Annotated in this window: 19 protein-coding genes and 1 pseudogene; 11 read left to right on the forward strand and 9 right to left on the reverse strand. The window is 53.8% G+C overall.

What is annotated here, in order from left to right; translation table 11 throughout:
* Window positions 1-18: 18 nt before the first annotated feature.
* The 3 genes from ACRRUX_RS10355 to ACRRUX_RS10365 all read right to left on the reverse strand — a co-directional run bounded on the left by ACRRUX_RS10355 (window position 19) and on the right by ACRRUX_RS10365 (window position 3,099).
* Window positions 19-1,086, reverse strand: coding sequence for an aminoglycoside phosphotransferase family protein (locus ACRRUX_RS10355; RefSeq protein ID WP_432529907.1), 1,068 nt, complete (start codon window positions 1,084-1,086; stop codon window positions 19-21).
* On the reverse strand, window positions 1,079-1,945 hold the full coding sequence (locus ACRRUX_RS10360) for a nucleotidyltransferase family protein (protein ID WP_432529909.1): 867 nt from the start codon (window positions 1,943-1,945) through the stop codon (window positions 1,079-1,081). Before ACRRUX_RS10360 ends, ACRRUX_RS10355 begins: the two co-directional genes overlap by 8 nt.
* 107 nt (window positions 1,946-2,052) lie before the next feature.
* Window positions 2,053-3,099, reverse strand: coding sequence for a hypothetical protein (locus ACRRUX_RS10365; RefSeq protein WP_432529911.1), 1,047 nt, complete (start codon window positions 3,097-3,099; stop codon window positions 2,053-2,055).
* Between the two features lie 302 nt (window positions 3,100-3,401).
* Here ACRRUX_RS10365 and gmk point away from each other — a divergent pair, with 302 nt between their 5' ends.
* From gmk to ACRRUX_RS10400, 7 genes are all read left to right on the forward strand, one after another.
* Complete coding sequence (gmk, locus tag ACRRUX_RS10370) at window positions 3,402-4,025, forward strand: guanylate kinase (RefSeq protein WP_432529914.1); 624 nt, start codon at window positions 3,402-3,404, stop codon at window positions 4,023-4,025.
* Between the two features lie 60 nt (window positions 4,026-4,085).
* A complete protein-coding gene (rpoZ, locus tag ACRRUX_RS10375) occupies window positions 4,086-4,364 on the forward strand; it encodes a DNA-directed RNA polymerase subunit omega (RefSeq protein WP_115138876.1) in 279 nt (92 codons plus the stop codon).
* Between the two features lie 24 nt (window positions 4,365-4,388).
* Window positions 4,389-6,491, forward strand: coding sequence for a bifunctional GTP diphosphokinase/guanosine-3',5'-bis pyrophosphate 3'-pyrophosphohydrolase (gene spoT, locus ACRRUX_RS10380; protein ID WP_432529916.1), 2,103 nt, complete (start codon window positions 4,389-4,391; stop codon window positions 6,489-6,491).
* Window positions 6,492-6,509: 18 nt separating this feature from the next.
* On the forward strand, window positions 6,510-6,893 hold the full coding sequence (locus ACRRUX_RS10385) for a RidA family protein (protein ID WP_432529918.1): 384 nt from the start codon (window positions 6,510-6,512) through the stop codon (window positions 6,891-6,893).
* 70 nt (window positions 6,894-6,963) lie between these two features.
* Window positions 6,964-7,653 (forward strand): tRNA (guanosine(18)-2'-O)-methyltransferase TrmH, encoded by a 690-nt coding sequence (trmH, locus tag ACRRUX_RS10390; RefSeq protein WP_432529920.1) that lies wholly within the window; start codon window positions 6,964-6,966, stop codon window positions 7,651-7,653.
* A 174-nt stretch (window positions 7,654-7,827) separates the two neighbouring features.
* Window positions 7,828-9,504: an AMP-binding protein gene (locus ACRRUX_RS10395; RefSeq protein WP_432529922.1), complete on the forward strand. Its 1,677-nt coding sequence runs from the start codon at window positions 7,828-7,830 to the stop codon at window positions 9,502-9,504.
* 119 nt (window positions 9,505-9,623) lie between these two features.
* The gene (locus ACRRUX_RS10400; protein ID WP_432529924.1) at window positions 9,624-11,507 is read left to right on the forward strand and encodes a methyl-accepting chemotaxis protein; all 1,884 of its coding nucleotides are present in this window, start codon (window positions 9,624-9,626) and stop codon (window positions 11,505-11,507) included.
* Window positions 11,508-11,599: 92 nt separating this feature from the next.
* On the opposite strand, the gene argH is transcribed toward ACRRUX_RS10400, so the two are convergent.
* From argH to argC, 5 genes are all read right to left on the reverse strand, one after another.
* Entirely contained in the window at window positions 11,600-12,961 is a 1,362-nt protein-coding gene (gene argH / locus ACRRUX_RS10405) for an argininosuccinate lyase (protein ID WP_432529926.1), read from the reverse strand.
* A 59-nt stretch (window positions 12,962-13,020) separates the two neighbouring features.
* Window positions 13,021-14,238 carry an argininosuccinate synthase gene (locus ACRRUX_RS10410; protein WP_432529928.1) on the reverse strand — a complete coding sequence of 406 codons (1,218 nt, stop codon included), beginning with the start codon at window positions 14,236-14,238 and terminating at the stop codon, window positions 13,021-13,023.
* Between the two features lie 62 nt (window positions 14,239-14,300).
* Window positions 14,301-15,209, reverse strand: coding sequence for an ornithine carbamoyltransferase (locus ACRRUX_RS10415; RefSeq protein WP_432529931.1), 909 nt, complete (start codon window positions 15,207-15,209; stop codon window positions 14,301-14,303).
* 49 nt (window positions 15,210-15,258) lie between these two features.
* Window positions 15,259-16,044, reverse strand: a complete 786-nt coding sequence (argB, locus tag ACRRUX_RS10420; RefSeq protein ID WP_432529933.1) for an acetylglutamate kinase — start codon at window positions 16,042-16,044, stop codon at window positions 15,259-15,261.
* 97 nt (window positions 16,045-16,141) lie between these two features.
* The gene (gene argC, locus ACRRUX_RS10425) at window positions 16,142-17,128 is read right to left on the reverse strand and encodes an N-acetyl-gamma-glutamyl-phosphate reductase (protein ID WP_432529935.1); all 987 of its coding nucleotides are present in this window, start codon (window positions 17,126-17,128) and stop codon (window positions 16,142-16,144) included.
* Window positions 17,129-17,413: 285 nt separating this feature from the next.
* Between argC and argE the strand changes: the two genes are divergently transcribed.
* The 3 genes from argE (at window position 17,414) to ACRRUX_RS10440 (ending at window position 21,883) form a co-directional block, all read left to right on the forward strand.
* Entirely contained in the window at window positions 17,414-18,574 is a 1,161-nt protein-coding gene (gene argE / locus ACRRUX_RS10430) for an acetylornithine deacetylase (protein WP_432529938.1), read from the forward strand.
* Window positions 18,575-18,713: 139 nt separating this feature from the next.
* Window positions 18,714-21,344, forward strand: a complete 2,631-nt coding sequence (gene ppc / locus ACRRUX_RS10435) for a phosphoenolpyruvate carboxylase (protein ID WP_432529940.1) — start codon at window positions 18,714-18,716, stop codon at window positions 21,342-21,344.
* Window positions 21,341-21,883: a DUF1439 domain-containing protein gene (locus ACRRUX_RS10440; RefSeq protein ID WP_432529942.1), complete on the forward strand. Its 543-nt coding sequence runs from the start codon at window positions 21,341-21,343 to the stop codon at window positions 21,881-21,883. Before ppc ends, ACRRUX_RS10440 begins: the two co-directional genes overlap by 4 nt.
* Before the next feature lie 79 nt (window positions 21,884-21,962).
* Here the strand turns inward: ACRRUX_RS10440 and ACRRUX_RS10445 are convergent, their stop codons facing one another.
* A complete protein-coding gene (locus ACRRUX_RS10445) occupies window positions 21,963-23,237 on the reverse strand; it encodes a CinA family nicotinamide mononucleotide deamidase-related protein (RefSeq protein WP_432529944.1) in 1,275 nt (424 codons plus the stop codon).
* Window positions 23,238-23,525: 288 nt separating this feature from the next.
* Here ACRRUX_RS10445 and ACRRUX_RS10450 point away from each other — a divergent pair.
* Window positions 23,526-24,467: pseudogene (locus ACRRUX_RS10450) on the forward strand (IS630 family transposase).
* Window positions 24,468-24,488 lie beyond the last annotated feature (21 nt).

Raw genomic sequence — 24,488 nt, forward strand, 5'->3', positions numbered from 1 at the left:
TTTTTCATCACAGCAGGCTTAGCCCAGCATGGGCTTTAATGTCGCTTGTTGATCCAACAGACTCTGATACAGAGTGAACTGATTGGCAGCACGCTCAAGATTGTGGTTTTCACGATGAATATGGAAGTAAGTGTCACCCTGCAGATGATCTGTCAGGAAACGTACGCCTATCATCAGCGGCATGATGCGGGCACCCAGCCACAGACTCTGCCGCTCGGCATCAGTCAGCACTTCTCCCATGGCCTGGGTGTAACCGGTGGCCAATGCGCCAAAGATCTCCGGACGGGCCACGACCTTATCCAGCGCAATTGAGTCTTCCGCCTCAGGCGAGCAGAAGGTGCGCACCATATCACCGAAGTCATACATCAGATGCCCTTTCATGCAGGTGTCGAGATCGATGATCGCCATGGCGCTCATATCCCGCTTATCAAACAGCATGTTGTTGATCTTGGTGTCATTGTGACAAATACGCAGCGGCAGTTTTGGCTCAAGCTCGCGCAGTTCATCAAACAGGCCTGTCTGTCCCAGCGCGAAATCCACCCATTCGCTACACTGAGCCAAACGCCCCAAAGAATCCTGCGAGGCGGCCTGCCTGAGCGTTTCTATACGACCTGGCAGGAAATGGAATTTCGGGATGACATCATGGATAAGATTGGCATCCAGATCGCTCAGGCTGCGGGCGAAATGACCAAACGCATGAGCAGCCAGCTGCGCCTGCAACGGCGACTCCACCACTTCAATGCTGGTGCTGTGGGCCAGATAACCAATCGCACGCCAGAATCCATCCTCCCCCAGATCAACACCCAGTGATTCATTGCAACAGGCATGGGGAGACACTACCTGTAACAGGTATTCACCCGAGATACGTTTGGCGCCCAGATGGCGGCTGATCCGCTCGGCATTACCCACCAGCTCCCAGGGCGTCGGGAATACCAGAGTGTTCAGGCGTTGCAGCACAAAATCACAGGTTTCGGAACGCACCAGGAAAGTGTCATTGATATGGCCATTTCCCAAAGGCATGACTTTGGCATTGCCACGGCTGACGCCAAAGTGCGGCAGCACCTGCTGCCAAACCAATTCATTCACCGGCTAACTCCATTAATTGTTCTTTTACCCAGGCTGCATCTTCGGGATAAGTGACCCCCAGCCAGTTTTCCTGAGCCACTGAGATGGCAACCTTTTGGCCGGCATCGATGGCCGACTGCACCACAGATGGCAGGAAACATTCAGACTTTTCCTGACCGGCATGATGACGTGCAAAATCGCTCAGGGCCTGCTCCAGCAGTGGAAAAATATTGGCTCTGAAGCCCCAGCAGGTCATGGAAACAGGCGCATCTTTGGAGATATTCAGCCGCAGGCCGTTAAGCTCGCCGCTCAGTACTCCCTGCTCCTGTCGAATGTTCAGCCACTCAACAACTGACTCCAGCCGTCCATCAGTGACCTGACATACTCCCCGGTTGACCCCGCCAAACTCCGACAGTGTGCGATACAGAGGGTAAGCAACCATCAGCCACTCATCCCCCGTTGCCAAGCCGTCGGCCAGCGCCACAAAAGCCGAATCACCATAGTAATCGTCAGCATTGATCACCGCCATCGGCCCTTTGACCAAATGCCGCGCTGCGTACAGCGCATGGGCGGTTCCCCAGGGCTTGGTACGATGGCTGATATCAACGGCCACTGGCAGGTCGTCCAGTCGCTGGAAGCAAAAATGACAGGCAAAATCCGCGGGCAGTAACCCGGCCAACTGAGTCGTCAGTGTCGCCTCGAGCTCAGGGCGAATCACCAGTACGGCACGGCGAAAACCGGCCCGGTATGCGGACTTGAGAGACAGGGCCAACATGGTTTCGCCGTTTGGCCCCAGGTTCGCCAGTTGTTTATCGCCACCGAAACGGCTGCCCATACCGGCTGCCATAATCACCAGGGTGAGGTTCGCGGAATTCTGCATTTGGATGTTCGTTATTATTTGCCGACACAAAACACAACAGCCGCCAACGGCGGCTGTCTCATGGGAGGTTTTCACCATTCCATTACAAGGCGGCAAGTGTAAAGCATTTACAGATACTGGGCAAAAGCCTTGTTGGCCTCAAGCCGCGACTGAGTGCCCTTCAGTGAAAACTCATAACCACAGAGTTTGGCACTGCCGCGCATAGCAACATTGCGCACAATACTGCGGGCATCCAGTGGCGAGAACCAGGCTTCAGTAACGGTATCTCCGGTCATATTAACCACCACAGGCCGGAACTCACTGCCATCGTTGAAGGTCAATGCTGCGCAGCGCTTATCGCCCCGGGCTGTGGCAAGGGACCAGAGCTCCCCAGCAGGCGCCTTATCACCCAACCAGCTCATCACCAGTCTGTCATCCACCAGCGCCAGCGAAAATCCATCAGGTAATTTCACTTCGTCTCTGACCACAGCTGGTTCGACTGCCGGCTCAGCGTCCTGCGGCGTTGAAACCTCCGCCGATGTCGGCCATAGCACTGCCACCACAGTTAATACCACCAGAATCGCAGTCACCAATAGCAGCCCGGGAAGCAGCTTGGGATGGCAGGCGACAAGCCTCTTCAATTGACCAACAATATCAGCCGGGGTCGACGCCGGGCGCTGCCGCAACGCAGGCTCGGATGCGCCGGTATCGGCAGTTGAATACTGCACCTCAGTGTCCACAAAAGTGGCCGCCTCATCCTGCTCGCCAAATACCGGCTCCCGCCGTCTGCGTCCCGGCGACATGCGCTGCCCCGGTGCCAGATACCCCTGAGTGCCACCCGGCAATGCGGTGACTCCGGCCCGGCCAAGCAGCCAGGCAGGCAGCAACGATATCAATGCCGTTATCAAGGCCATCACAGGCCAGGCTATGGCCACCAGCACGCCACTGATAACGTAAAGCAGCGGCAGCAGCAATGCCGGCCAGCCAACGGGATGGCTCACCCGCTGCGCACTGGCCATAATCACGCCGGCAGCAGGCAGAATGAATAACAAGGAAAAAAATGATGCACCAAACAGCACGGGCAGGATCAACAACACCGTCCAGCAGGCACCAACTATGGCAAGAAAACGACTACGGGTGTCAGTCCCTTTCAGACAAAACAACGACCTGAACAAACTATCACTCCTTATTTCTGTGGCAGTGCCAAATCTGCTGGCAGCTTAAATCATCTCCCCCGTCGCTGTCAGCTAAGCAAGCGCGTTGGCCAACACGGAAAATCGCCCTGCAATGCCAAAGATTGGCCGGGCAGAGTGAATGACGTCAGCGCCGAGTGAAGACCGGCAAGGAGCATTGACCCTCCCTGATTGCCAAGAGAACAACAATAGATCGTCAAACTCTGGCACTGGGACCTTTCACCCAGTTATAATATCCGGCTATTCTGAATTTATTCTTTAATTTTGATAGCGGATATTGGCTCATGAGCGCGCGTGGTAATTTGTTCATCGTTTCTGCCCCCAGTGGTGCAGGAAAATCCTCTTTGATTTCGGCGTTACTGTCAGACAAGCCGAAAGATATGCAGGTGTCCGTTTCTCACACCACTCGTCAGCCCCGTCCGGGCGAGGTCAATGGCCAGCACTATCACTTTGTCTCAGTCGATGAGTTCAAAGCCCTGATTGAGCAAGGTGCATTCTTTGAGTGGGCCGAAGTATTCGGCAACTACTATGGCACCTCCCGCACCGTTATCGAGGAAACCCTGGCCGCTGGCATTGATGTGTTTCTGGATATCGACTGGCAGGGCGCCCAGCAGGTGAAATCCCTGATGCCAGAAGCCATTGGCGTGTTTATTCTGCCTCCTTCCCGTGCAGAGCTGGAAAGCCGTTTGACCGGTCGTGGTCAGGACAGTGAAGAGGTGATCGCCGGCCGCATGGCACAGGCGGTATCGGAAATGTCTCACTATGCTGAGTACGATTTCATCATAGTCAATGACAACTTCGAAACCGCGCTGCATGATCTGCGCACCATCATTCGCAGTCAGCGATTGACGGCCGCTGGTCAGATCCGCACCCACAGTGGTATGCTTAATGATCTGTTGGCAGAATAACTGCCTTCATGTACAATTTTGCGTCATTTTTCCCACCCGAAAATACTGGAGTTTCAAACCATGGCTCGCGTAACTGTTGAAGACGCCGCTAAGCAAATCGGCAACCGTTTTGACATGATCCTGGTTGCAGCGCGTCGCGCTCGCCAAATCGCCGTACAGGGTAAAGACCCTATGGTTGAAGAGCAGAACGATAAGCCTACTGTTATCGCCCTGCGTGAAATTGAACTGGGCCTGGTCAACGCCCAGACTCTGGATGCCGACGAGCGCCAGAGCGTACGTGAGCGTGAAGCTGCTGAACTGGCTGCTGTGACTGCCATCGCCGAAGGCCGTTCACTGTAATCATCTGTAAGTAAGGAGCGCTGATTGTATCTGTTTGAAGGTCTCAAGGAGTCTGCGTCCGGGTATCTTGAACCCGAGCAAGTTGATTTACTCAAGCAGGCCTATCAGGTCGCAAAAGATGCCCACGAAGGGCAGATGCGCACCAGCGGCGAACCTTACATTACCCATCCGGTTGCGGTAGCCCGCATCCTGGCCGAGATGCGTCTCGATCACGAGACGCTCATGGCGGCATTGCTGCACGACACCATCGAAGATACCAACGTCACCTTCCAGGATCTGGCGGAGTTATTTGGTGCTTCGGTGGCAGAGTTGGTCGAAGGCGTATCCAAACTGGATAAGCTGAAATTTCGCGACAAGAAAGAAGCTCAGGCTGAAAACTTCCGCAAAATGGTGATGGCCATGACTCAGGATATCCGGGTCATTCTCATCAAACTGGCCGACCGCACCCACAACATGCGGACGCTGGGCGCCTTGCGTCCCGATAAGCGCCGGCGGATTGCCAGAGAAACGCTGGAAATTTACGCGCCTATCGCCAACCGTCTGGGTATTCATAATATCAAGAATGAGCTGGAAGACCTGGGTTTTCAGGCTTATTACCCAATGCGATATCGGGCGCTCAAAGGCGCACTGAGTTCCGCCAGGGGCAATCGCAAAGCCATCATCGACAATATTTACAACGCCATTGTCACCCGTCTGGAAGACAACGGCATTGCCGCAGACGTAAAAGGCCGCGAGAAGAACCTCTTTTCCATCTACAACAAGATGCGCCATAAAGAGCTGTCGTTCGCCGAAATTGCCGATCTGTATGCGTTCCGCATTATTGTCGACAATGTCGATACCTGTTACCGGGTGCTGGGCGCCATGCACAGCCTGTACAAGCCCAAACTCAAGCGTTTCAAAGACTATATTGCCATTCCCAAAGCCAATGGTTATCAGTCGCTGCATACCTCACTGATCGGCCCCCGTGGTATCCCCATCGAAATCCAGATCCGTACTGAAGATATGGATCAGATGGCAGATAAAGGCGTAGCCGCCCACTGGATATACAAAAACGGCGAACCGCAAAGCGAAGGCACCACCACTCAGGTGCGCGCCCGCAAGTGGATGCAGAGTCTATTGGAGTTACAGCAAAGTGCCACCAACTCCTATGAGTTTGTGGAAAACGTCAAAACCGAGCTGTTCCCGGAAGAGATTTACGTATTTACCCCGGATGGCCGTATTCTGGAACTGCCGCTGGGTGCCACGCCGGTGGACTTCGCCTATGAAGTGCATACCGACGTCGGCAATTCCTGTGTTGGCGCCAGAGTCAACAATCAGGCCTATCCACTGAGCAAACCACTGCGCAGTGGTCAGACAGTGGCGATTATGACCACTCAGGGCAGCCGTCCCAACGCAGCCTGGCTGAATTTTGTGGTGACCGCCAAGGCCCGCTCCAAGATCCGCCAGATGCTCAAAAGTCTGACCAGCAAAGATGCAGTATCTTTGGGCAAACGTCTGTTGAATCACGCCCTGGATGGCGTGAAACTGGAAGATATCGCGCCTGAGCAAATCAACAAAGTCGTAGCCGAAACCAAACACAACACCCTGGAAGAATTGCTGTCCGACATAGGTTTGGGCAACGCCATGAGTGTGGTTATCGCCCAGCGCCTGCTTGGAAAATCCGAGCCCAAGGCCAAGGGGCCGCAGAACCTGATGCCAATCCGTGGCGCCGAAGGCATGCTGGTGACCTTTGCCAACTGTTGTCGCCCTATTCCCGGCGATACCGTGATTGCCCACGTCAGTCCGGGGAAAGGTCTGGTGGTGCACATGGAAAACTGCGCCAACATTCGTGGCTACCAGCTGGAGCCGGAAAAGTACATTCCGGTGCAGTGGGATAATGTGGAAGGCGCGGAATATCAGGCCAATTTGCGCATTGAAATCGTTAATCACCAGGGTGCGCTGGCCAAGATCACCTCGATTATTGCCTCCGAGGGTTCCAATATTCACAACCTGAGCACCGAAGAACGGGATGGTCGGGTGTATCTGATTAACCTGCGGATCTCTGTCCATGACCGGGTACATCTGGCGAATGTCATGCGCCGTATCCGGGTGCTGCCGGAAGTTCTGCGCACTTCACGAAACCGTTGATAACAAGGAACATATCCAATGGCAGACAAGCGCATTATCGCCACAGACAAGGCCCCGGCGGCCATAGGTACCTACTCTCAGGCTGTACGGGTAGGTGATACTGTATATCTGTCCGGGCAAATCCCGCTGGATCCACTCAGCATGACTATTGCCTCTGATGAGTTCGAAACCCAGGTGGTCCAGGTATTTGAAAACCTCAGCGCAGTATGTGAAGCCGCCGGCGGCAGCCTGGCCGATATCGTCAAGCTCAATATCTATATGACAGATCTGGCCAACTTTGCGACGGTCAACGAAGTCATGGGGCGCTATTTCCAGCAGCCCTATCCGGCCCGCGCGGCCATAGGTGTGAAACAGTTGCCAAAAGATGCTCAGGTCGAAATGGACGGCATCATGGAACTGTAAACCAGTTTTCTTTCTCTGAGGGCGCTTTGGCGCCCTTTTGCTTTTCTGAAGATATCGATAAGGATGGCTTATGAGCCCGGAACGATTTGCCCGCATCAATGAGATGCTGGATAACCGCCAGCCGGATCTGACCCTCTGCCTGGATCAGGTTCACAAGACCAATAATATCGCCGCAGTGTTACGCACTGCCGATGCTGCCGGCATTCCTTTTGTACATGCCGTTTGGCCGGAAGATGATATGCGGGTCTCAGGCAATACCGCATCCGGCAGTCAACAGTGGGTAAAAGTGCGCAGATACCCACACATCAACCAGGCGCTGGAACATTTTTCACAGCAGGGCATGCAGATTGTCACTACAGGCATGAGCGCCGATGCCGTAGATTATCGCACCCTGGACTACACCAAACCCACCGCCTTTGTGCTCGGGCATGAAAGAGTCGGTGTAAGTCAGCAAGCCACCGACAGCGCCGATTTTCATGTGACCGTACCCATGGTAGGCATGGTGCAATCCCTGAATGTGTCAGTGGCAGCCGCCCTGCTGATGTATGAAGCCCAAAGGCAACGACTGGCGGCCGGCATGTACGGCAAGCGCAAACTCGATGATACTTTTTGCCAGACCATGCTGTTTGAAAATGGCCATCCCATCTATGCCAAGGCCTGCCGTCGCAAAGGTATCCCCTATCCGGTAATCAATGAGCAAGGCCAGATAGTTGCGGATAAATCCTGGTGGAGCAAAATGCGCGAAGCTCCAGAGGTCTGACCCTCAACCTTGTATATACAAGTTATGATTGCCCTTGTATTCCCGCCTGAATGAGCCCATCTGGTCAGACCAAAAATTTGCGGTCGATCACAAAAATCGCCATACTGGTTCAGCGACACTGATATTCAGGCTAACCCTAATAAAAACAACAATAAAAATCCCAAGAGACCCATTATGGAAACTGCAATCAAGACCCCGGTAGAGATGTTGGCACATTGGGTACGCACCCAGGGAGACAGCATCTATCTGAAGCAACCTATCAATGGCCAGTACAAGCAATTCAGCTGGCGTGATGTTCAATCCCAGATGCAACAAATTGCCGGTGCGTTGCGACATTTGGGTTTGCAACCGGGTGACAAGGTTGCCATCCTCTCCAAGAATTGCGCCGAGTGGTTTATTACCGATCTGGCGCTGATGCATGGCGGCTATATCAGTGTCCCCATCTATCCGACCGCCAACGCCGAAACCATTCAATATGTACTTGAGCACAGTGGTGCCAAGGCGGTATTCGTCGGCAAGCTGGACTATTGGCAAGATCAGGAGCCGGGCGTAGGCGGTGAAATTTTACGCCTGGCCATGCCTTATAACACCATGCCGGCGCAGTACAGCTGGGACAAGTTGCTGACTCTGGGTGCAGCCCTGACTGATGCTCCGCTGCCAACACCTGAGCAGGTGATGACCATCATCTACACCTCAGGCTCCACCGGCAAGCCCAAAGGTGCGGTACAAACCTTCGCCGCTTATGGCTGGACCTGTCAGGCGGTGGTAAGGGATTTGAAAACCCATGGTGAAGACCGACTGCTGTCCTATCTGCCGCTGGCGCACATTACCGAGCGGGTCGCAATTGAGGGCTCTTCCTTCTATTCCGGCTCATCTGTGGCATTTGTGGAAAGTCTGGACTCCTTTGTGGCCGATGTGCAGCGCTGCCGACCAACTGTATTCTTCTCGGTCCCCCGGCTGTGGAGCCTGTTTCAGAAAAACATCATCACCAAGGTCGGCAGTGCCAAGAAGCTTGACCTGCTGCTGAAAATCCCGCTGCTGCGCACTCTGGTCAAACGCAAGATCCACAAAGGGCTTGGACTGGAACATTGCCGCCTGAACGGCTCTGGCAGTGCCCCCATTCCGCCATCATTGCTGAGCTGGTATCACAGCATTGGGATCGACATTTGTGAAGCCTGGGGCATGACCGAAAACTGTGCTTATTCAATTATCAATTACCCCTTTGACGCCAGTAAGATAGGCACAGTTGGCAAGCCGGTGGAAGGCTGTCAGGTGAAGCTGAGCGAAAACGATGAGCTGATGATCAAAAGCCCGGGGCTGATGTGTGAATATTATCAGCAACCCGAGGCAACCGAAGAAGCCTTTGATGCCGACGGTTTCTTCCATACCGGCGATGTTTGTAACATTGACGAAGATGGCTGCATCACTATTACCGGCCGGGTGAAAGATAACTTCAAAACCGCCAAGGGTAAGTATGTGGCGCCTGTACCTATCGAGCGCATGCTGGCACAGGATGCCCATGTGGAACTGATCTGCGTTATCGGCTCAGGTTTGCCCCATCCTGTGGCTCTGGTGCAGCTGTCCGCCGGTGCCAGTGAGCAGCCGAGGGAACATGTGCGCGCGTCATTGAAACAAACGCTGGATGGCATCAATCCTCATCTGGAATCCCACGAAACCGTGGATGCCGTGGTCGTGGTCAGTGAACCTTGGACCATTGAAAACGATGTGCTGACCCCAACCCTCAAGATTAAACGTCATGTACTGGAAAAGCTGTTCAGTGAAAAAGTAGATGGCATCCGGGGCGGCAAAATCGTGTGGGAAGATGAAATAACCAATTTAAAAAAATCCTGATCTCCTCACAAAAATTGATTCAAGTTTTTCCGGTTGCTGCTTTAACGGCAACCGGCATTTGTTTTGCGTCATAAAGCTGGTACAAGGCTTTGTTTTGAAAAATGCCTCGGAATCCAGCAATGTCACTGTCAATCAAGAAGAAACTCACTATATTCAGCGTCAGCATAGTGGCCTGTGTGTGTACCCTGTTAGCCGGGATATCCAATCAGGTACTGACTGTACAAACTCAACAAAGCGTCGATACCGAACTCAGCCAGATTGGTCTGTTTACCAGCAGCTACATCAGTGACTGGCTGCAAAGCCACAAACATATGGTGTTGGTCAATGAAGTGGCTATCGCCGGACCCGACGATATCAGCCCTCTGTTGCTGCATACCAAGAAAACCGGCGGGTTTCTTTCTGTGTATGCCGGGTTTACTGACGGCAGTTTCGTGACCGGCGATAAAACAGAAAACCGGCCTGCCAATTATGATGCCCAATCCCGCCCCTGGTATCGGGAGGCACAACAGGCAGACGACGTTATTCTGACCGCGCCTTATCGGGACGTTAACGGCAGCCTGGTTGTCAGCCTGGCCAAATCCTTCCGCGGTGAACGCAGCGGCGTACTGGCCGCCGATTTGACAATCGACAAGATCATCGATCTGGTACTTGAAACCAAAGTCACGAATCAGGGCTTTGCGTTCCTGGTGGATGGCAACAACAAACTGCTCGCCTACAAAGATGAATCCTTGACCGGTAAGCCGCTGACTTATATCGGCAAAGATCTGACCTCTTCGCTGGTGAATCACATCGTTGCCGACCACGAAAAACACGAGTTTCAGTGGGCGGGAGATCAACGCACAAAATGGCTGACAATCTATCCGGTCGCGGGTACTGACTGGCGTCTGGGTATCGTCATGGACAAAGATACCGCCATGCAGGCTGTCGAAGAGCAGGCCACACTGAATCTGTTGATGAGCCTGGGGCTGTTCATCTGCGTTGCCCTGCTGACAACCTGGATAATCGGACGACTGCTGCAACCACTGCAGGAGCTGAAACAAGCGGTGGACGAGCTGTCTCAGGGGGATGCGGATCTCAGCCATCGATTGACGCTGGTCAGGCAGGATGAGATTGGGGAGGTCGCCCTCAGCGTCAACCGTTTCATCGCTCTGCTGCAACAGTTAATTGGTGGTATCGCCAGCAACACCCGTAACCTGGATGAGCTGGTGCTGGCAACAGGACACAACGTCGCTCAAACAACCCGGGCAGTAGAACGTCAACGTAATCAGGTAGATCAAGTGGCAACCGCAATTCACGAGATGTCGGTATCTGCCAGAGAGGTGGCCAGCCATGCAGAGATGACGGCAGAGGCAGCCAAAGACTCCGCCGATGCCTGTGAACAGGGGCAAACAATCATCACGGAAAACCTCAATGCCATAGGTTCAGTCGCGGAAAAACTACAAGGCGCGGAGCTGGTAATACGCGAGCTGGATGAAAATGTGCAGGGAATTCACAGAATCCTTTCAAATATTCAGGGAATTGCAGATCAAACCAACCTGCTTGCTCTGAACGCGGCAATTGAGGCTGCCAGAGCGGGGGCTCAGGGACGGGGTTTTGCCGTCGTTGCTGATGAAGTTCGGGTACTGAGTCAGCGAACCCATGCCGCAACGGAAGAAGTCGGTACTATGATTAAGACCTTGCAGCAGAATGCTGCATTGGCCGTGGCAGCCATGGAAGACAGCGCCGGGCAGGCCAATCTCAGTGTCGACTGCGCCAATCGCGCCAGCGATCGACTGGGCCAGATCACTGTTGGCATTACCCAGATAAGCCAAATGGCAATTCAAATCGCCAGCGCGGCAGAGGAGCAACGAGCAGTGAGTGAAGAAATCAGCCGCAACACCCAGGAAGTTAAGGATGCGGCTGAAGATGTGTCCACTCAAGCCCAGAGCAGCGAGCAGCAATGTATGCTAATTCAGGAAGAGAGCCGGGCAATTCATAAAGAAATCAATCGATTCAGGCTGTAATAAATCGATGTGCTTGAGCTGATCCGTGTCAGCTCAGAGATCAAAAAAAACGCCAATGACAACATTGGCGTTTTTTTCGGGTTTGACATGGCTCAGGATTTGGCCGCCAGCACCGCAGCCACCTGATTAGGCGCGGTGCCCCCCAACACATCACGCTTGCTCAGGCAGGACTCAATGGTAAGGATCTCATACACATCCTGCTCGATGACCGCAGCAAATGCCTTGAGTGACTCAAGTGACATCGCCTCAATCGGCTTGCCTTCGGCAATGGCCTTCACCACCACTTCACCTACTACATGGTGCGCCTGACGAAATGGCATGCCCTTGGCGACCAGATAATCCGCCAGCTCAGTGGCATTGGCATAGCCGCCCTGCGCCGCAGCCAGGGTATTGGCACGTTTGACCTTAAGGCCGGACAGCACAGGGATCAGCATTTCCAGACAGATACTCCAGGTGTCCATGACATCGAACAGCCCTTCCTTGTCTTCCTGCATGTCTTTGTTGTAGGCCAGCGGCAGGGCTTTCATGGTGGTCAGAATGCCCATCAGACTGCCATACACCCGCCCGGTTTTGCCACGGATCAGCTCCAGCGCATCGGGGTTTTTCTTCTGCGGCATCAGGGATGAGCCGGACGTCACCTGATCAGACAACTCAATAAAACCGGCCTCGCCTGAGTTGAAGAAGATCAGGTCTTCCGCCATGCGGCTCAAATGCATCAGACTGATCGACGCCGATGAGCACAGCTCAATGACATGATCCCGATCTGACACCGCATCCAGACTGTTGAGTGTTGGCCCGGCAAATCCCAGACTGGCAGCCAATGCATGCCTGTCGATGGGATAGGCGGTACCGGCGAGTGCGCCGCTGCCCAGCGGACAGGTATTGAGGCGCTTAAGCGTATCTTCAAGCCGGCTGATGTCCCGCTCCAGCATCTCCACATAGGCCAGCGCCCAGTGGGCAAACGTGACCGGCTGTGCCCGCTGCAGGTGAGTATAGCCCGGCATCACCGCCTGCTGCTCACGGCTGGCAAGCTCCAGCAGCGCCACTCTGACCACCTGCATTCTGGCAAGGATCTGCTCACCTTCAGCTTTGCACCACAGCTTGAGATCGGTGGCGACCTGATCGTTGCGGGAGCGACCTGTGTGCAGCTTCTTGCCCAGATCGCCGACCTTGTCGATAAGCGCCTGCTCAACGAAGCTGTGGATATCCTCGGCGCCACTGGCCAGGATCTGCTGCGGATCTTCCGCCACTTCCACCAAAAGAGCATCCAGTGCCGCTTTCAGATCCTGCCCTTCCGCCTCTGTCAGCACACCGACTTTCACCAGCGCCATCGCCCAGGCGACCGATCCCTGAATATCCTGCTCGACCAGCCGGTAATCCACCGGCAGTGAATCATTGAACAGTTTGAACAGAGCACTGCTCTCACCACTGAACCTGCCACCCCACAAGGCCATCGCCCTCTCCTTATTCGTCTGTTGTCAGTTACCGCTTACGCTTATTAGTGCTTCTCGTTTTAGTACTTTTCGTTCAGCGCACGGATGCGACTGGCCAGCGAGTACAGGCGGATAAAGCCTTCAGCATGTTTCTGGTTGTAGACATCATCCTTACCAAAGGTGGCAAAGGCTTCCGAGTACAGGCTGTTGGGCGAACGTTTCTTCACGGCGGTCGCCTGCCCCTTGTAGAGCTTGACTACCACTTCGCCGTTGACCAGGGTCGCCAACGACTCAGAGGCGGCCAGCAACGAGGCGCACAAGGGGGTAAACCAGCGGCCGTCATACACCAGATGCGCCATACGGGCGGCGATCTGTTCACGCCATTCACGACTGGTTTTATCCAGTACCAGTTCTTCCACCGCGCGCAGCGCAGCAAACATCACAGTACCGCCCGGGGTTTCGTAGCAGCCGCGGGACTTCATGCCCACCAGCCGGTTTTCGGTGATATCGATACGACCAACGCCATGGGGAGCGGCGATTTCATTGAGTGTCATCAGCGCCTGATAGGGGCTCATGGCAACACCGTTGACCTCGGTCACCCGGCAATCTTCCACTTTCAGGGTGACGTAAGCGGGTTCATCTGGCGCATCCTGTGGATCAGCCGTCATGGTCCAAACCTGTTTGGATGGCTCATTCCAGGGATCTTCCAGCTCACCGCCTTCGTGGGAGATATGCCAGGCATTGGCATCTCGGCTGTAGATTTTGGTGGCGGAGGCTGAGGTTGGGATCTTGCGCTCAGCCAGATATTCCAGCAGATCTTCCCGGCTGACCATATCCCATTCACGCCAGGGGGCGATCACTTTCAGATCCGGCGCCAGCGCGGCAAAGCAGCCCTCGAAGCGCACCTGATCATTTCCTTTGCCGGTACAACCATGACACAGGGCATCGGCACCCACCTTACGGGCCACTTCCACCTGCGCTTTGGCAATGATCGGCCGGGCCATTGATGTGCCCAGTAAATAGGTACCCTCATAGATAGCGCCGGTGGCGATAGTCGGGTAGATATACTCTTCGACGAAGGCTTCTTTCAGATCCACGATATGGCATTCCGACGCGCCGGATGCCAGCGCCTTGGCTTCCAGTCCTTCGAGTTCTGCCGCACCCTGACCCACATCGGCACAGAAAGCCACTATCTCACAGTTGTCATAGTTTTCTTTCAGCCAGGGAATGATGGCAGAGGTATCCAGACCGCCGGAATACGCGAGCACCACCTTTTTGACTTGTACCTTATCGCTCATTTTTATTTCTATCCTTCAGATTTTTTAGGGGTCGCGTGGCGCGCCCGAAACAGGGTAACAGGTTATTTTGCCAGCAAAGTCACCAGCAGGGCATTCTGGGCATGCATACGGTTTTCTGCCTGAGTCAGGATCAGCGAGCCTGCGCCATCCATCACCTCATCAGTCACTTCCACGCCACGGTGCGCCGGCAGACAATGCATAAAGAAGCTCGCTCCGGCCTTGGCCATCAGGGCTGCATTGACCTGATAGGGAGCAAACTTGTTTTTGATATCGTCCAGTTTGGTGGTGTCGCCCATGGAGATCCAGGTATCGGTATAAATGGCATCGTGGCCTTCAATCTTGTCGATCTCAGAGCTCAGCACTATCTCGCCACCATATTGAGCTGCCAGTTCCTGCGCCTGAGCCACCATCAAGCCGTCAGGGAAATGTCCTTCCGGGCAGATAACGGTCATTTTCGCGCCCAGCAGCGCCGCGCCAAACATCAGTGAATGGGTGACATTGTTGCCATCACCAACGTAGGCCAGTCTCAGCTGACTGAGATCGTCCATCTGCTCTGCCAGACTGAGATAATCCGCCAGCGCCTGACAGGGGTGGTACAGATCAGACAGCGCATTGATTACCGGCACTGTGGCGTGCTGTGCCAGCTCTTCAATGGTCTTGTGGCTGAAGGTCCGGGCGACAATAGCATCGGCCCAACAGGAAATATTGCTGGCAAAGTCTGCCACCGACTCACGCTTGCCCAGCGCACCGTTCTGCTGATCCAGATACAGGCTATGTCCGCCCAACTTATTGATACCAATATCAAAGCTGACCCGGGTTCGGAGAGACGGTTTCTCAAACAACATGACCACACTTTTACCCGCCAGCGCCTGGGCATAGTCCTGCGGACTGGCTTTTATCTGTTTGGCGAGCGCCAGTAAGCTTTTGAATTGCTCCTGCGTCAGCTCTTTTAACGTCAGTAAGTCTTGCATCCCGTTCTCCTTCAACAGCGGATTCTTCATGTTCTGTTTTGACTTGTTCTTAAGGCTGGATTTGGGTACCTATCTGCCCACCGCGGGTCAGTGCCAGCATCTGTTCGGCATCCCGCCAGGACGCTACCTGTACCGGCTCGCCCATCCACTGCGCCACTTCCAGCGCCGCTTCCACCTTGACCTTCATGCCTTTATCTATCACCCCAAGCTTGATGAGATCAGCAATGCCCTGCGCATCCAGCGAGGGGATTAACTTACCTTTGCCATCCAGCACGCCGGACACGTCAGACAGCAATACCAGTTGACCATCCACCAGCTTGGCCACCGCCGTTGCCGCCTGATCAGCATTGACGTTGAGCAATTGACCATTGATATCCAGCGCAATCGAACTGATGATTGGCAACCAGCCCTGGGACAGGATGAAATTCAGATAAGCCGGATTACCACCACTGACCTGACCCACAGCGCCAAGCGTTTCGTCCTTAATCTGTCCCTCCAGCAAACCACCGTCACCCAGGCACAGACCGACGCTCTCCATCCCCGCCGCCTTGGCTGCAGATTGCAGCAACTTGTTGGCACTGCCGGCCAACGCACCGGCAATAATGGGCATCTGCTCAGGCGGGGTGATCCGCAGACCCTCCCTCTTTTCCGTCACCATGCCATTGAGCTGCAATTGCTTGTCGACCAGACAACCGCCGCCATGGACTATCACCAAGGACTTACCTTGCTCCAGCAGGCTGGCTGCGGTTTGCATCAAACGGGCTATGCCCATTTCACATTCCAGCAGTGCGCCGCCAACCTTCAACACCAGTGTTTTTTGCTTTGCGGATGACATTTCCTTTCCCTCATCACCAGGCGATTGCCTACTGTACGGTTCAATTAGTCCGATTCGATTTAGCACCATTCAATTGGTACGGTTAGACCAGTAAGGTTCATTTATTTTCAAAGTGAATCTTTATGCACTGTAGAGCTTGACTGGCCGCGCCCTTCATCAGGTTGTCGATAGCACTGCCGATCACCAGATATTGGCTGGCTTCATCGTACTTCCAGCCAATCAGGCACTGACTGGTGCCAGCCACATCGTCTACCTTGGGAAATCCCTGAGGCAGCACATGCACGCACTGAGCCTGGTCATAACAGCTGAACGCCTGTTGTAAGTCGGCCTGAGTCACGCCCGGCAATAGCTTGGCGGTAATAGTGGCCAGAATGCCGCGCTTAAAGTTACCCAGATGCGGCGTGAAGATAACCTCCGCCCCCAGCTGAGTGGCAATTTCCGGCTGATGCCTGTGACCCAGTACGCCGTAGGGCGTCAGGCTGACTTCGCAAAAACTGGTATGCAGCTGCGCTTTGCGCCCGGCGCCGGTCACACCACTGACGGCATTGATCACGGGTCTGACTTGCGGATCCAGCAAGGCGGCCACCGGCTTGAGCGCCAGCAGTGAAGCGGTAGGGTAACAACCGGGAACGGCTACCAGAGCCGCGCCTGCAATTTTGTCGGCATGCCACTCGGCCAGGCCGTAAACAGCCTGGGTCAGCAGCTCAGGATAAGGATGCTCAAAGCCATACCAGGAGGGGTATTGGCCGCTATCGGCAAAACGATAGGCGCCACTCAAATCAAATACCGGCATCTTCTGCCCGACACACCAGGCGACTAATTCGGCACTAATATGGTGATCTGTGGCCAGCGCCACAGCATCAGCCTCCGCCAGAATGTCGGCTTTACTTTGGTCATTCAGGGGTTTGAGTACCTGAGTCAGAGACTGATATGCTGGATACAAATCCTTCAGCGCTTTGCCCTGATCCTGACTTTGTTCAGACACATAAAGGCCCTGAATAGCGTAGCCGGATTCCTGATTCAGTAAGGCCGCCAGTTGCGCGCCTGTATAGCCGCTGGCTCCGATAATGGCGATTTTTTTCATTTAGCAGTTCTGTTTATTGTTAAGGTAGAGAGGAAAAAAACAGTGGGCACAACAAACGCCCATGGCAAGAAGCCGATGACAAGGATTATCGTCGCAGGAAGGAAGAAACCATGTTGATATCCGCTTGCGCGGTTGCAGTGCCAGACTCCAGAGCACAATACAATTCCATGTTCACGCTACAGCCTCGAAAGTGATAAATATTCAAACTGATTGACAGACTAACACAGAAAACTAATTATTCAACTCAAATGAATAACTATTTTATAAATATATTGAGACTACCCTATGCCCAAGGTTCCGGGTCTAACCCACTGCTTTCAATCCCTCATCGCCACGCCAACCATCAGTGCACTGGAGGTTGAGCAGGATCAATCCAACCGTCCGTTAATCGACCTTTTGCATAACTGGTTGACAGATTTGGGCTTTCAATGCCAGATCCAAAGCGTGTTCAATAGCCGGGGCAAACAAAATCTGCTGGCCAGCATAGTACCACCGGGCCATACCCGCGGCGGCCTGCTGCTCAGTGGCCACACAGATACCGTGCCCTTCGATGATGCCCGCTGGTCCAGCGATCCTTTCCAGCTGACCGAGAAAAACGGCCGCTGGTATGGGTTGGGTACGTGCGATATGAAAGGCTTCTTTGCACTGATAATTGCAGCCCTGCAGGAGTTGCCGCTGGAGAAGTTGACCCAGCCTCTGTATATCCTCGCCAGCGCCGATGAAGAAACCACCATGAATGGTGCCAAGGCCTTCGCCGCTGAAACTCGCATCAAGCCGGATTACGCCATTATTGGCGAGCCTACTGGCCTCAGACCTGTGTATATGCACAAAGGCCATCTGGCGAAGGGTATCCGCATCACCGGCCGCAGCGGTCATTCCTCAGATCCCGCCAAGGGACTGAATGCCATCGAAGTGATGCACCTGGCAACCACACAATTGCTGAAACTCAGAGAACACCTTAAAGCCAACTACTGTGAATCGGTATTCAGTGTGCCCTATCCCACCCTAAACCTGGGACACATACACGGCGGCGATGCCGCCAACCGCATCTGCGGCTGCTGCGAGCTGCATCTGGATATCCGCCCCATTCCGGGCATTCCACTGGAAGATCTGGAACTTTTACTGCGTCAATATCTCTCACCTGTGCAGGATGAGTATCCCGGCACTCTGGATATCTTCTCTCTGTACCCCGGCTCTGAGGCGTTTCATGGCCGTTGTGATACCCCCTGGGTTGCAGAGGTCAGCCAGCTGAGCGGACATCAGCCTGAAGTGGTGAACTATGCCACTGAAGCGCCTTACTTCCGGCATCTGGGTTGTCAGACTCTGGTACTGGGTCCAGGCAGCATTGAGCAGGCCCACCAACCGGATGAGTATCTCGACACCGCCTATATCAAACCCACAATCAGCTTACTTAAGGAGCTGATTTATAACGCTTGCATGAAATAAATTTGAAGCCCTTCCCGCCCCTGTACAGAGACACACAGCCGGGTATGATGAACAGACAATGATAACGGATTGCCGCTTGTATCCTCAGGCTGGGTAAAATTGGCCTGACGGTAATCCATGTGATATTTCCGGAGTAAATATGACAGATATGTACGCCTCGCTGCGCGCCAACGTCAGCCTGTTGGGGCAAATCCTGGGTGATACCATGAAGAGTGATCTGGGTGATACCTTTCTGGAAAAGGTTGAACAGATCCGGCAGCTGGCGAAACAATCCCGTCAGGGCAATGCTAATGCCCGCGAACAAATGCTCACTCTGCTGACCGCCATGCCGGACGATGAGCTGGTGCCTTTTGCCAAAGCCTTCAACCAGTTTCTCAATCTGGCCAATATCGCCGAACAGTTCCATACCATCAGCCGCAACTGTGATGAGCTGATCTGCGTGCCCGATCCGGTCGAGCTGCTGCTGGGACGTATGCTCAATGGCCGCATCGATGAAGATAAGATGCTCGAGTGCTTGGAGAATATGGATATCGATCTGGTGCTGACGGCACATCCCACTGAAGTTTCCCGCCGCACACTGATCCAGAAATATTCAGCCATTATCGACTGCCTGAGCGCGCTGGAAAATGATCAGCTCAGTGAGCGGGAACGCAAAGGCCAGCACCTGCGACTGCGGCAACTGATCGCCCAGATCTGGCATACCAACGAGATCCGCAATGAACGGCCAACTCCGGTGGATGAAGCAAGGTGGGGCCTGTCGACCGTTGAAAACTCCCTGTGGCAGGCGGTACCTGACTTTCTGCGTCAGCTGAATGACCAAATTGAAGAGCGCACCGGCAAAAAGATCCCGATTGATATCGCCCCGGTTCGCTTCTCCAGCTGGATGGGCGGCGACCGCGACGGCAACCCGTTTGTCACTGCCAAAGTGACCGCCGAAGTGCTCGACAGAAATCGCCATGCTGCAGCCCGTCTGTATCTCAAAGACATAGTGCTGCTGGTCAATGAACTGTCCATGGAAGAGGCCAATGCCGAGGTTAAGGCTCTGACCAATAACAGCCATGAACCCTACCGCGATATGCTCAGGGACCTGCGGCAAAAACTGCGCAATACCATTGATTATCTGAACCTGCGCATCGAGGGCCACAATCCGGAAGTAGATATGAGCAGCATCATCTGGCAAGAGGATGATCTGAAAACTCCGCTCAACCAGATCTATCAAAGCTTGTGTGACTGCGGCATGAGTTTGATTGCCAACGGCCTGCTGCTGGATATGCTCAGACGTCTGGCCTGTTTCGGCATTCACATGCTGAGACTGGATATCCGTCAGGACGCCGGCCGCCACGGCGAAGCCATTGCCGAACTGACCCGTTATCTGGGCATGGGAGACTACGCCCACTGGTCTGAAACCGAGAAGCAGGCCTTTTTGCTGCGCGAGCTGACCGGGAAACGCCCATTGCTGCCCGCCGACTGGCAGCCTTCTGACAATGTTGCCGAAGTACTGGCAACCTGTCGTGAGATTGCCAGACAACCTGCCCGGGCCCTGGGGTCCTATGTTATCTCCATGGCCAGCTCACCGTCTGATGTGCTGGCAGTGTTGCTGCTGCTCAAAGAAACCGGCTGTCATTTCCCGATCCGTGTGGTCCCGCTGTTTGAGACCCTGGATGATCTCAACAATGCCGCTGACTGCATCCGCGAACTGCTGTCTATTGATTGGTATCGTGGATATACCAAAGGCATGCAGGAAGTCATGATTGGTTACTCTGACTCAGCTAAAGACGCTGGCGTAATGGCAGCCGCCTGGGCTCAGTATCAGGCACAGGAGCAACTGGTGCAGGTGTGTCGGGATGCCGGCGTTAAACTCAACCTGTTCCACGGTCGTGGCGGTACCATAGGCCGGGGCGGCGGTCCTGCTCACCGGGCGATTCTGTCTCAACCTCCGGGATCTGTGGATGGTCGTATCCGCGTTACCGAGCAGGGCGAAATGATCCGCTTTAAGTTCGGCCTGCCCAAACTGGCAGTGCAGTCTCTGGCGCTCTATACCTCTGCGGTTATGGAAGCCACCCTGCTGCCGCCCCCTGAACCCAAACCAGAGTGGCGCAGCTGCATGCAACGCATCGCCGATGAGTCGGTGCTGGCCTATCGCAAAGTGGTGCGGGAAGAACCTGATTTCGTGCCCTATTTCCGCGCGGCTACACCAGAGGTTGAGCTGGGCAAGCTGCCCCTTGGCAGCCGTCCGGCCAAACGTAAAGTGGATGGTGGCATCGAGAGTCTGCGGGCCATTCCGTGGATTTTTGCCTGGTCACAGAACCGCCTGATGCTGCCTGCCTGGCTTGGCGCCGGTGAAGCACTGCAAAGCGCCATGGACAGAGGTGAAAGCCAATTGCTCAAAGAGATGTCGGCCTGGCCTTTCTTTGATACCCGTATTTCCATGCTGGAGATGGTTTACGCCAAGGCAGAGCCCAATCTCGCCCGCTATTACGAAACCGTGCTGGTGCCTGAGCCATTGCATCACCTAGGCGTTACTCTGAGAGAGCGTTTGCAGTTAGGCATAGATGCGGTGCTGGCCCTGACCGGCACCAATGAACTGATGTCCCATACGCCCTGGAACCGGGAATCGGTGCAGTTGAGAAATCCTTACATTGACCCATTGAACTTCCTGCAAACGGAATTATTGGCCCGTACCCGTAAAGAAGATGCGTCTGCCAATGTACAATTGGCACTGATGTTAACCATTGCGGGTGTTGCCGCTGGAATGAGAAACACAGGATGAAACGCATTTTATTGCCATTTATGGCTGCGGGCTTGATGATGCTATCCGGCTGCGCCGCGCAGTACAGTATCAGTCAGCAGGAGCTGACTGACTATCTGAACAAGGAGATCAGCTTCGATGTGAAGCAGGGTACAGGCATAGTCTCAGCAAACCTGAAACTCAATCAGGTGGAAGTCAGGCTGGGAGAAAAGCCGGATACCATGACGGTACTGGCCAACTCCAGTATCACCATCAATAATCCGTTGCTGCCCCTGCGGGCAACCCTGACCGCAGAGTTTGACGCCAAACCCTGGTATGACAAACACAATCAGGGGATTTATCTGAAAGACCTGCAGCTGAGCCAGTTGAGCTCCAACCCCAAAGATCTGGAGGTGGCCATCAAAGGCGTGGCTCCCGAATTGATGCGCTATATCCGTGGCTTTCTGGAAACCCAGCCGGTATATGTACTCAACCGCGAAGAGTCAAAGCAGGCCATGCTGGCCAATGTGACTGAAGAAATCAAAGTCGAGCCGGGTAAATTGGTACTGGTGTTCAAATAACCCTTTTACCGCTTGCTCAAAAAAACAAAAGCACAGCTCTGGCTGTGCTTTTCTATATCAACTTAAGCCTCGCAGCAGACTATTTGGGAAAGCGTCCTATCGATTCATAATTGACGATAGGTGCTTCACCGATTAATTCCCGGCGCAACATGTCATAGGCCACAGCGCAGCTCATCTGGCGCACCAAATCACGGGAACGACGGGGCAACTTGATCATCTGACTATGCACGCCATAACGGGTAGCCAGAGCGATAGCTACCGAACCAACCGGCTTGGAATCCGTGCCCCCATCCGGGCCGGCAACGCCACTGGTGGAAAGGGCATAATCACTGTCGAGCAATTGCCGTGCCCCCGTCGCCATGGCTTCAACGGTTTCTATCGATACCGCGCCAAAATCATCCAGTATCTGTGGACTTACCCCAAGAATACGCACCTTGGCTTCATTACTGTAAGTCACCAGGCCCTGCATCAAATAGGCACTGCTTCCGGGGAAATCCACCAACTGACTGGTGAGCATACCGCCGGTACAGGATTCAGCCGCACTCAGAGTTTTTCCTTTAGCCAACATCAAATCATGGATTTCTTTTGCCAGCGACGGTTTGTCTTCAGCAACAATGGCATTGCCAAGCATGTTGCGAACAGTACCAATCAGGCTATCCAGTGCAGCTATAGCTTTCGTACCGCGGGCAAATAACTTGATTTCGATATAAGGCATGCTGGAGCGATAACCCAGAGTGATCCCCTCAGGTAACGACAAAGGTGCGAGTTTGTCCTGCAGCATGGATTCACCCTGCCCAAGGGTCAGTAATTTCTTCACCCGCGTTGGGGTATCCAGTCTGAACTCCTGCTTGATAAAAGGAATAAACTGATCCGGTACCATCCGCTTAAGCTCAAACGGCACACCAGGGGTAAAAAACAGCCAGGCGCGATTAAGCTTTACTCTGAAACCACATGCTGTACCTACAGGGTTGTCCACCATCACTGCCGAGGCGGGTAACAGCGCCTGCTTAAGGTTACTCGCCGGCATCGCCCGATTATTCCTGGTGAACCACTCCTCCAGTCGCTGACGCCACTCCCGGTTTTCAATCAAAGGCTCTCCCTTGGCCAGCGCCATTGCCTCAGCAGACAGATCATCGGTAGTGGGCCCAAGTCCGCCATTGACCAAAATCACGTCGGCATGCAGGCTGCGCTCACGAAACACCTCCACCAAGTCATCCAGTCGATCACCCACAGTCACCCTTCTGGAGACTTCAATCCCCTCTGCCATCATAGTGTCGGCAAACCAGGCCGCGTTGGTATCCACTATTTGACCGGACAGCACTTCTTCACCGGTACAGATCATTTCGAGTTTCATTGTCGGTCCCTGAATCATATGGTTGCGCTAAAGGTAAGAGAGCTGGCATTGGATAGCAATAGACTCCCCAAAACATTAACCTAATGCTCTGATTTGGATAAAGAGGATTGTAGTGGCCTGGGAAAATGACAGAATGAGATAGGGCCTGAAGTGTCTGGTGTTATACCATTCCGCCTTGAAGTTTGAACTAATAGTGGGGGTACTCAATTGCTTACGATTGGATTATGAAACTTGAAACCGCTGACCGCTTACTTAGCCTCTCAAAAGAGAAAAAATCCTCACAAGCGTATGCGGTTGCTCGCCGTATCCTTATTTTTGCAATCCCGTAATCGTACTCAAGTAGCAAGCCAGTAGAAGGTGGCAAGATCCGTGTCAACTCATGGGGCTCAAGCGATCTTGAACAAGGACCCGCGGGGCTTGAAGATAAGCAGCGACCCGGCAAGAAACCATCATTGTCCAATGACCCAAAGCAGAGACTCGCCAGATATATTGAGTTCAAAGCACAATCGGATGGGGGCGGCAGGCTAACCGGGGCAGATATCCGGCAATACATATCGAGTGAGTTTGGTGTCGAGTACCACCTCAATCATATCTACAAGCTACTTTAGAGCATTGGGTTCAGCTGGATAACCAGCCGCTCAAGGCTTCCAAAACAGACTCAGGGCGTGCAGGACGCTTTTAAAAAAGTTCCCTCTGGAAACAATCCTTCACACACCCATCCATGTACTGCCACACCAGATTGATACTTGGTTTCAAGACGAAGCCAGATTTGGTCAGCAAAATACAACGACACGACTCTGGGCACCGAAAGGCAGTAAACCCAGAGTGCTGAAACAGCAGCAGTTTGAATACGCACACCTCTTCGGCACTATCTGTCCTGTAACGGGAGAAACTGAAGCTATCATCACGCCATTTGTGAACAAGGACATCATGGGCCAGCACCTGGAGTTGATCGCCAAGCGCACTAAACCAGGACGACATGCTGTGGTGGTAATGGATAGTGCAGGGTGGCATACCAATGACATTGCCGTTGATATCCCCAACTTGTCGATACTCAAATTGCCACCGTATTCTCCAGAGCTAAACCCCATTGAGCAGGTATGGAGCTCGCTACGTCAACATCATCTCGCTAATCGCTGTTTCAAAGGATATCAGGACATAGTGGATGATTGCAGTCAGGCTTGGAACAACTTCGTCAGTTGCACAAAACGCGTGATAATACCAATTTGATTAAAAGTTTGATCTAATGAC

This window comes from Shewanella sp. GXUN23E (genome assembly GCF_050865035.1).
In the GTDB taxonomy this organism is placed as follows: Bacteria; Pseudomonadota; Gammaproteobacteria; order Enterobacterales; family Shewanellaceae; genus Shewanella.

Coding starts and splice junctions, on each gene's coding strand:
- argE (WP_432529938.1), top strand. CDS start 17,414: ATGCCCAAGGTTCCGGGTCTAACCCACTGCTTTCAATCCCTCATCGCC.
- ACRRUX_RS10400 (WP_432529924.1), top strand. CDS start 9,624: ATGTCACTGTCAATCAAGAAGAAACTCACTATATTCAGCGTCAGCATA.
- argB (WP_432529933.1), bottom strand. CDS start 16,044: ATGTCATCCGCAAAGCAAAAAACACTGGTGTTGAAGGTTGGCGGCGCA.
- ppc (WP_432529940.1), top strand. CDS start 18,714: ATGACAGATATGTACGCCTCGCTGCGCGCCAACGTCAGCCTGTTGGGG.
- ACRRUX_RS10415 (WP_432529931.1), bottom strand. CDS start 15,209: ATGCAAGACTTACTGACGTTAAAAGAGCTGACGCAGGAGCAATTCAAA.
- ACRRUX_RS10440 (WP_432529942.1), top strand. CDS start 21,341: ATGAAACGCATTTTATTGCCATTTATGGCTGCGGGCTTGATGATGCTA.
- argC (WP_432529935.1), bottom strand. CDS start 17,128: ATGAAAAAAATCGCCATTATCGGAGCCAGCGGCTATACAGGCGCGCAA.
- ACRRUX_RS10395 (WP_432529922.1), top strand. CDS start 7,828: ATGGAAACTGCAATCAAGACCCCGGTAGAGATGTTGGCACATTGGGTA.
- ACRRUX_RS10445 (WP_432529944.1), bottom strand. CDS start 23,237: ATGAAACTCGAAATGATCTGTACCGGTGAAGAAGTGCTGTCCGGTCAA.
- trmH (WP_432529920.1), top strand. CDS start 6,964: ATGAGCCCGGAACGATTTGCCCGCATCAATGAGATGCTGGATAACCGC.
- argH (WP_432529926.1), bottom strand. CDS start 12,961: ATGGCCTTGTGGGGTGGCAGGTTCAGTGGTGAGAGCAGTGCTCTGTTC.
- rpoZ (WP_115138876.1), top strand. CDS start 4,086: ATGGCTCGCGTAACTGTTGAAGACGCCGCTAAGCAAATCGGCAACCGT.
- ACRRUX_RS10360 (WP_432529909.1), bottom strand. CDS start 1,945: ATGCAGAATTCCGCGAACCTCACCCTGGTGATTATGGCAGCCGGTATG.
- ACRRUX_RS10410 (WP_432529928.1), bottom strand. CDS start 14,238: ATGAGCGATAAGGTACAAGTCAAAAAGGTGGTGCTCGCGTATTCCGGC.
- gmk (WP_432529914.1), top strand. CDS start 3,402: ATGAGCGCGCGTGGTAATTTGTTCATCGTTTCTGCCCCCAGTGGTGCA.
- ACRRUX_RS10385 (WP_432529918.1), top strand. CDS start 6,510: ATGGCAGACAAGCGCATTATCGCCACAGACAAGGCCCCGGCGGCCATA.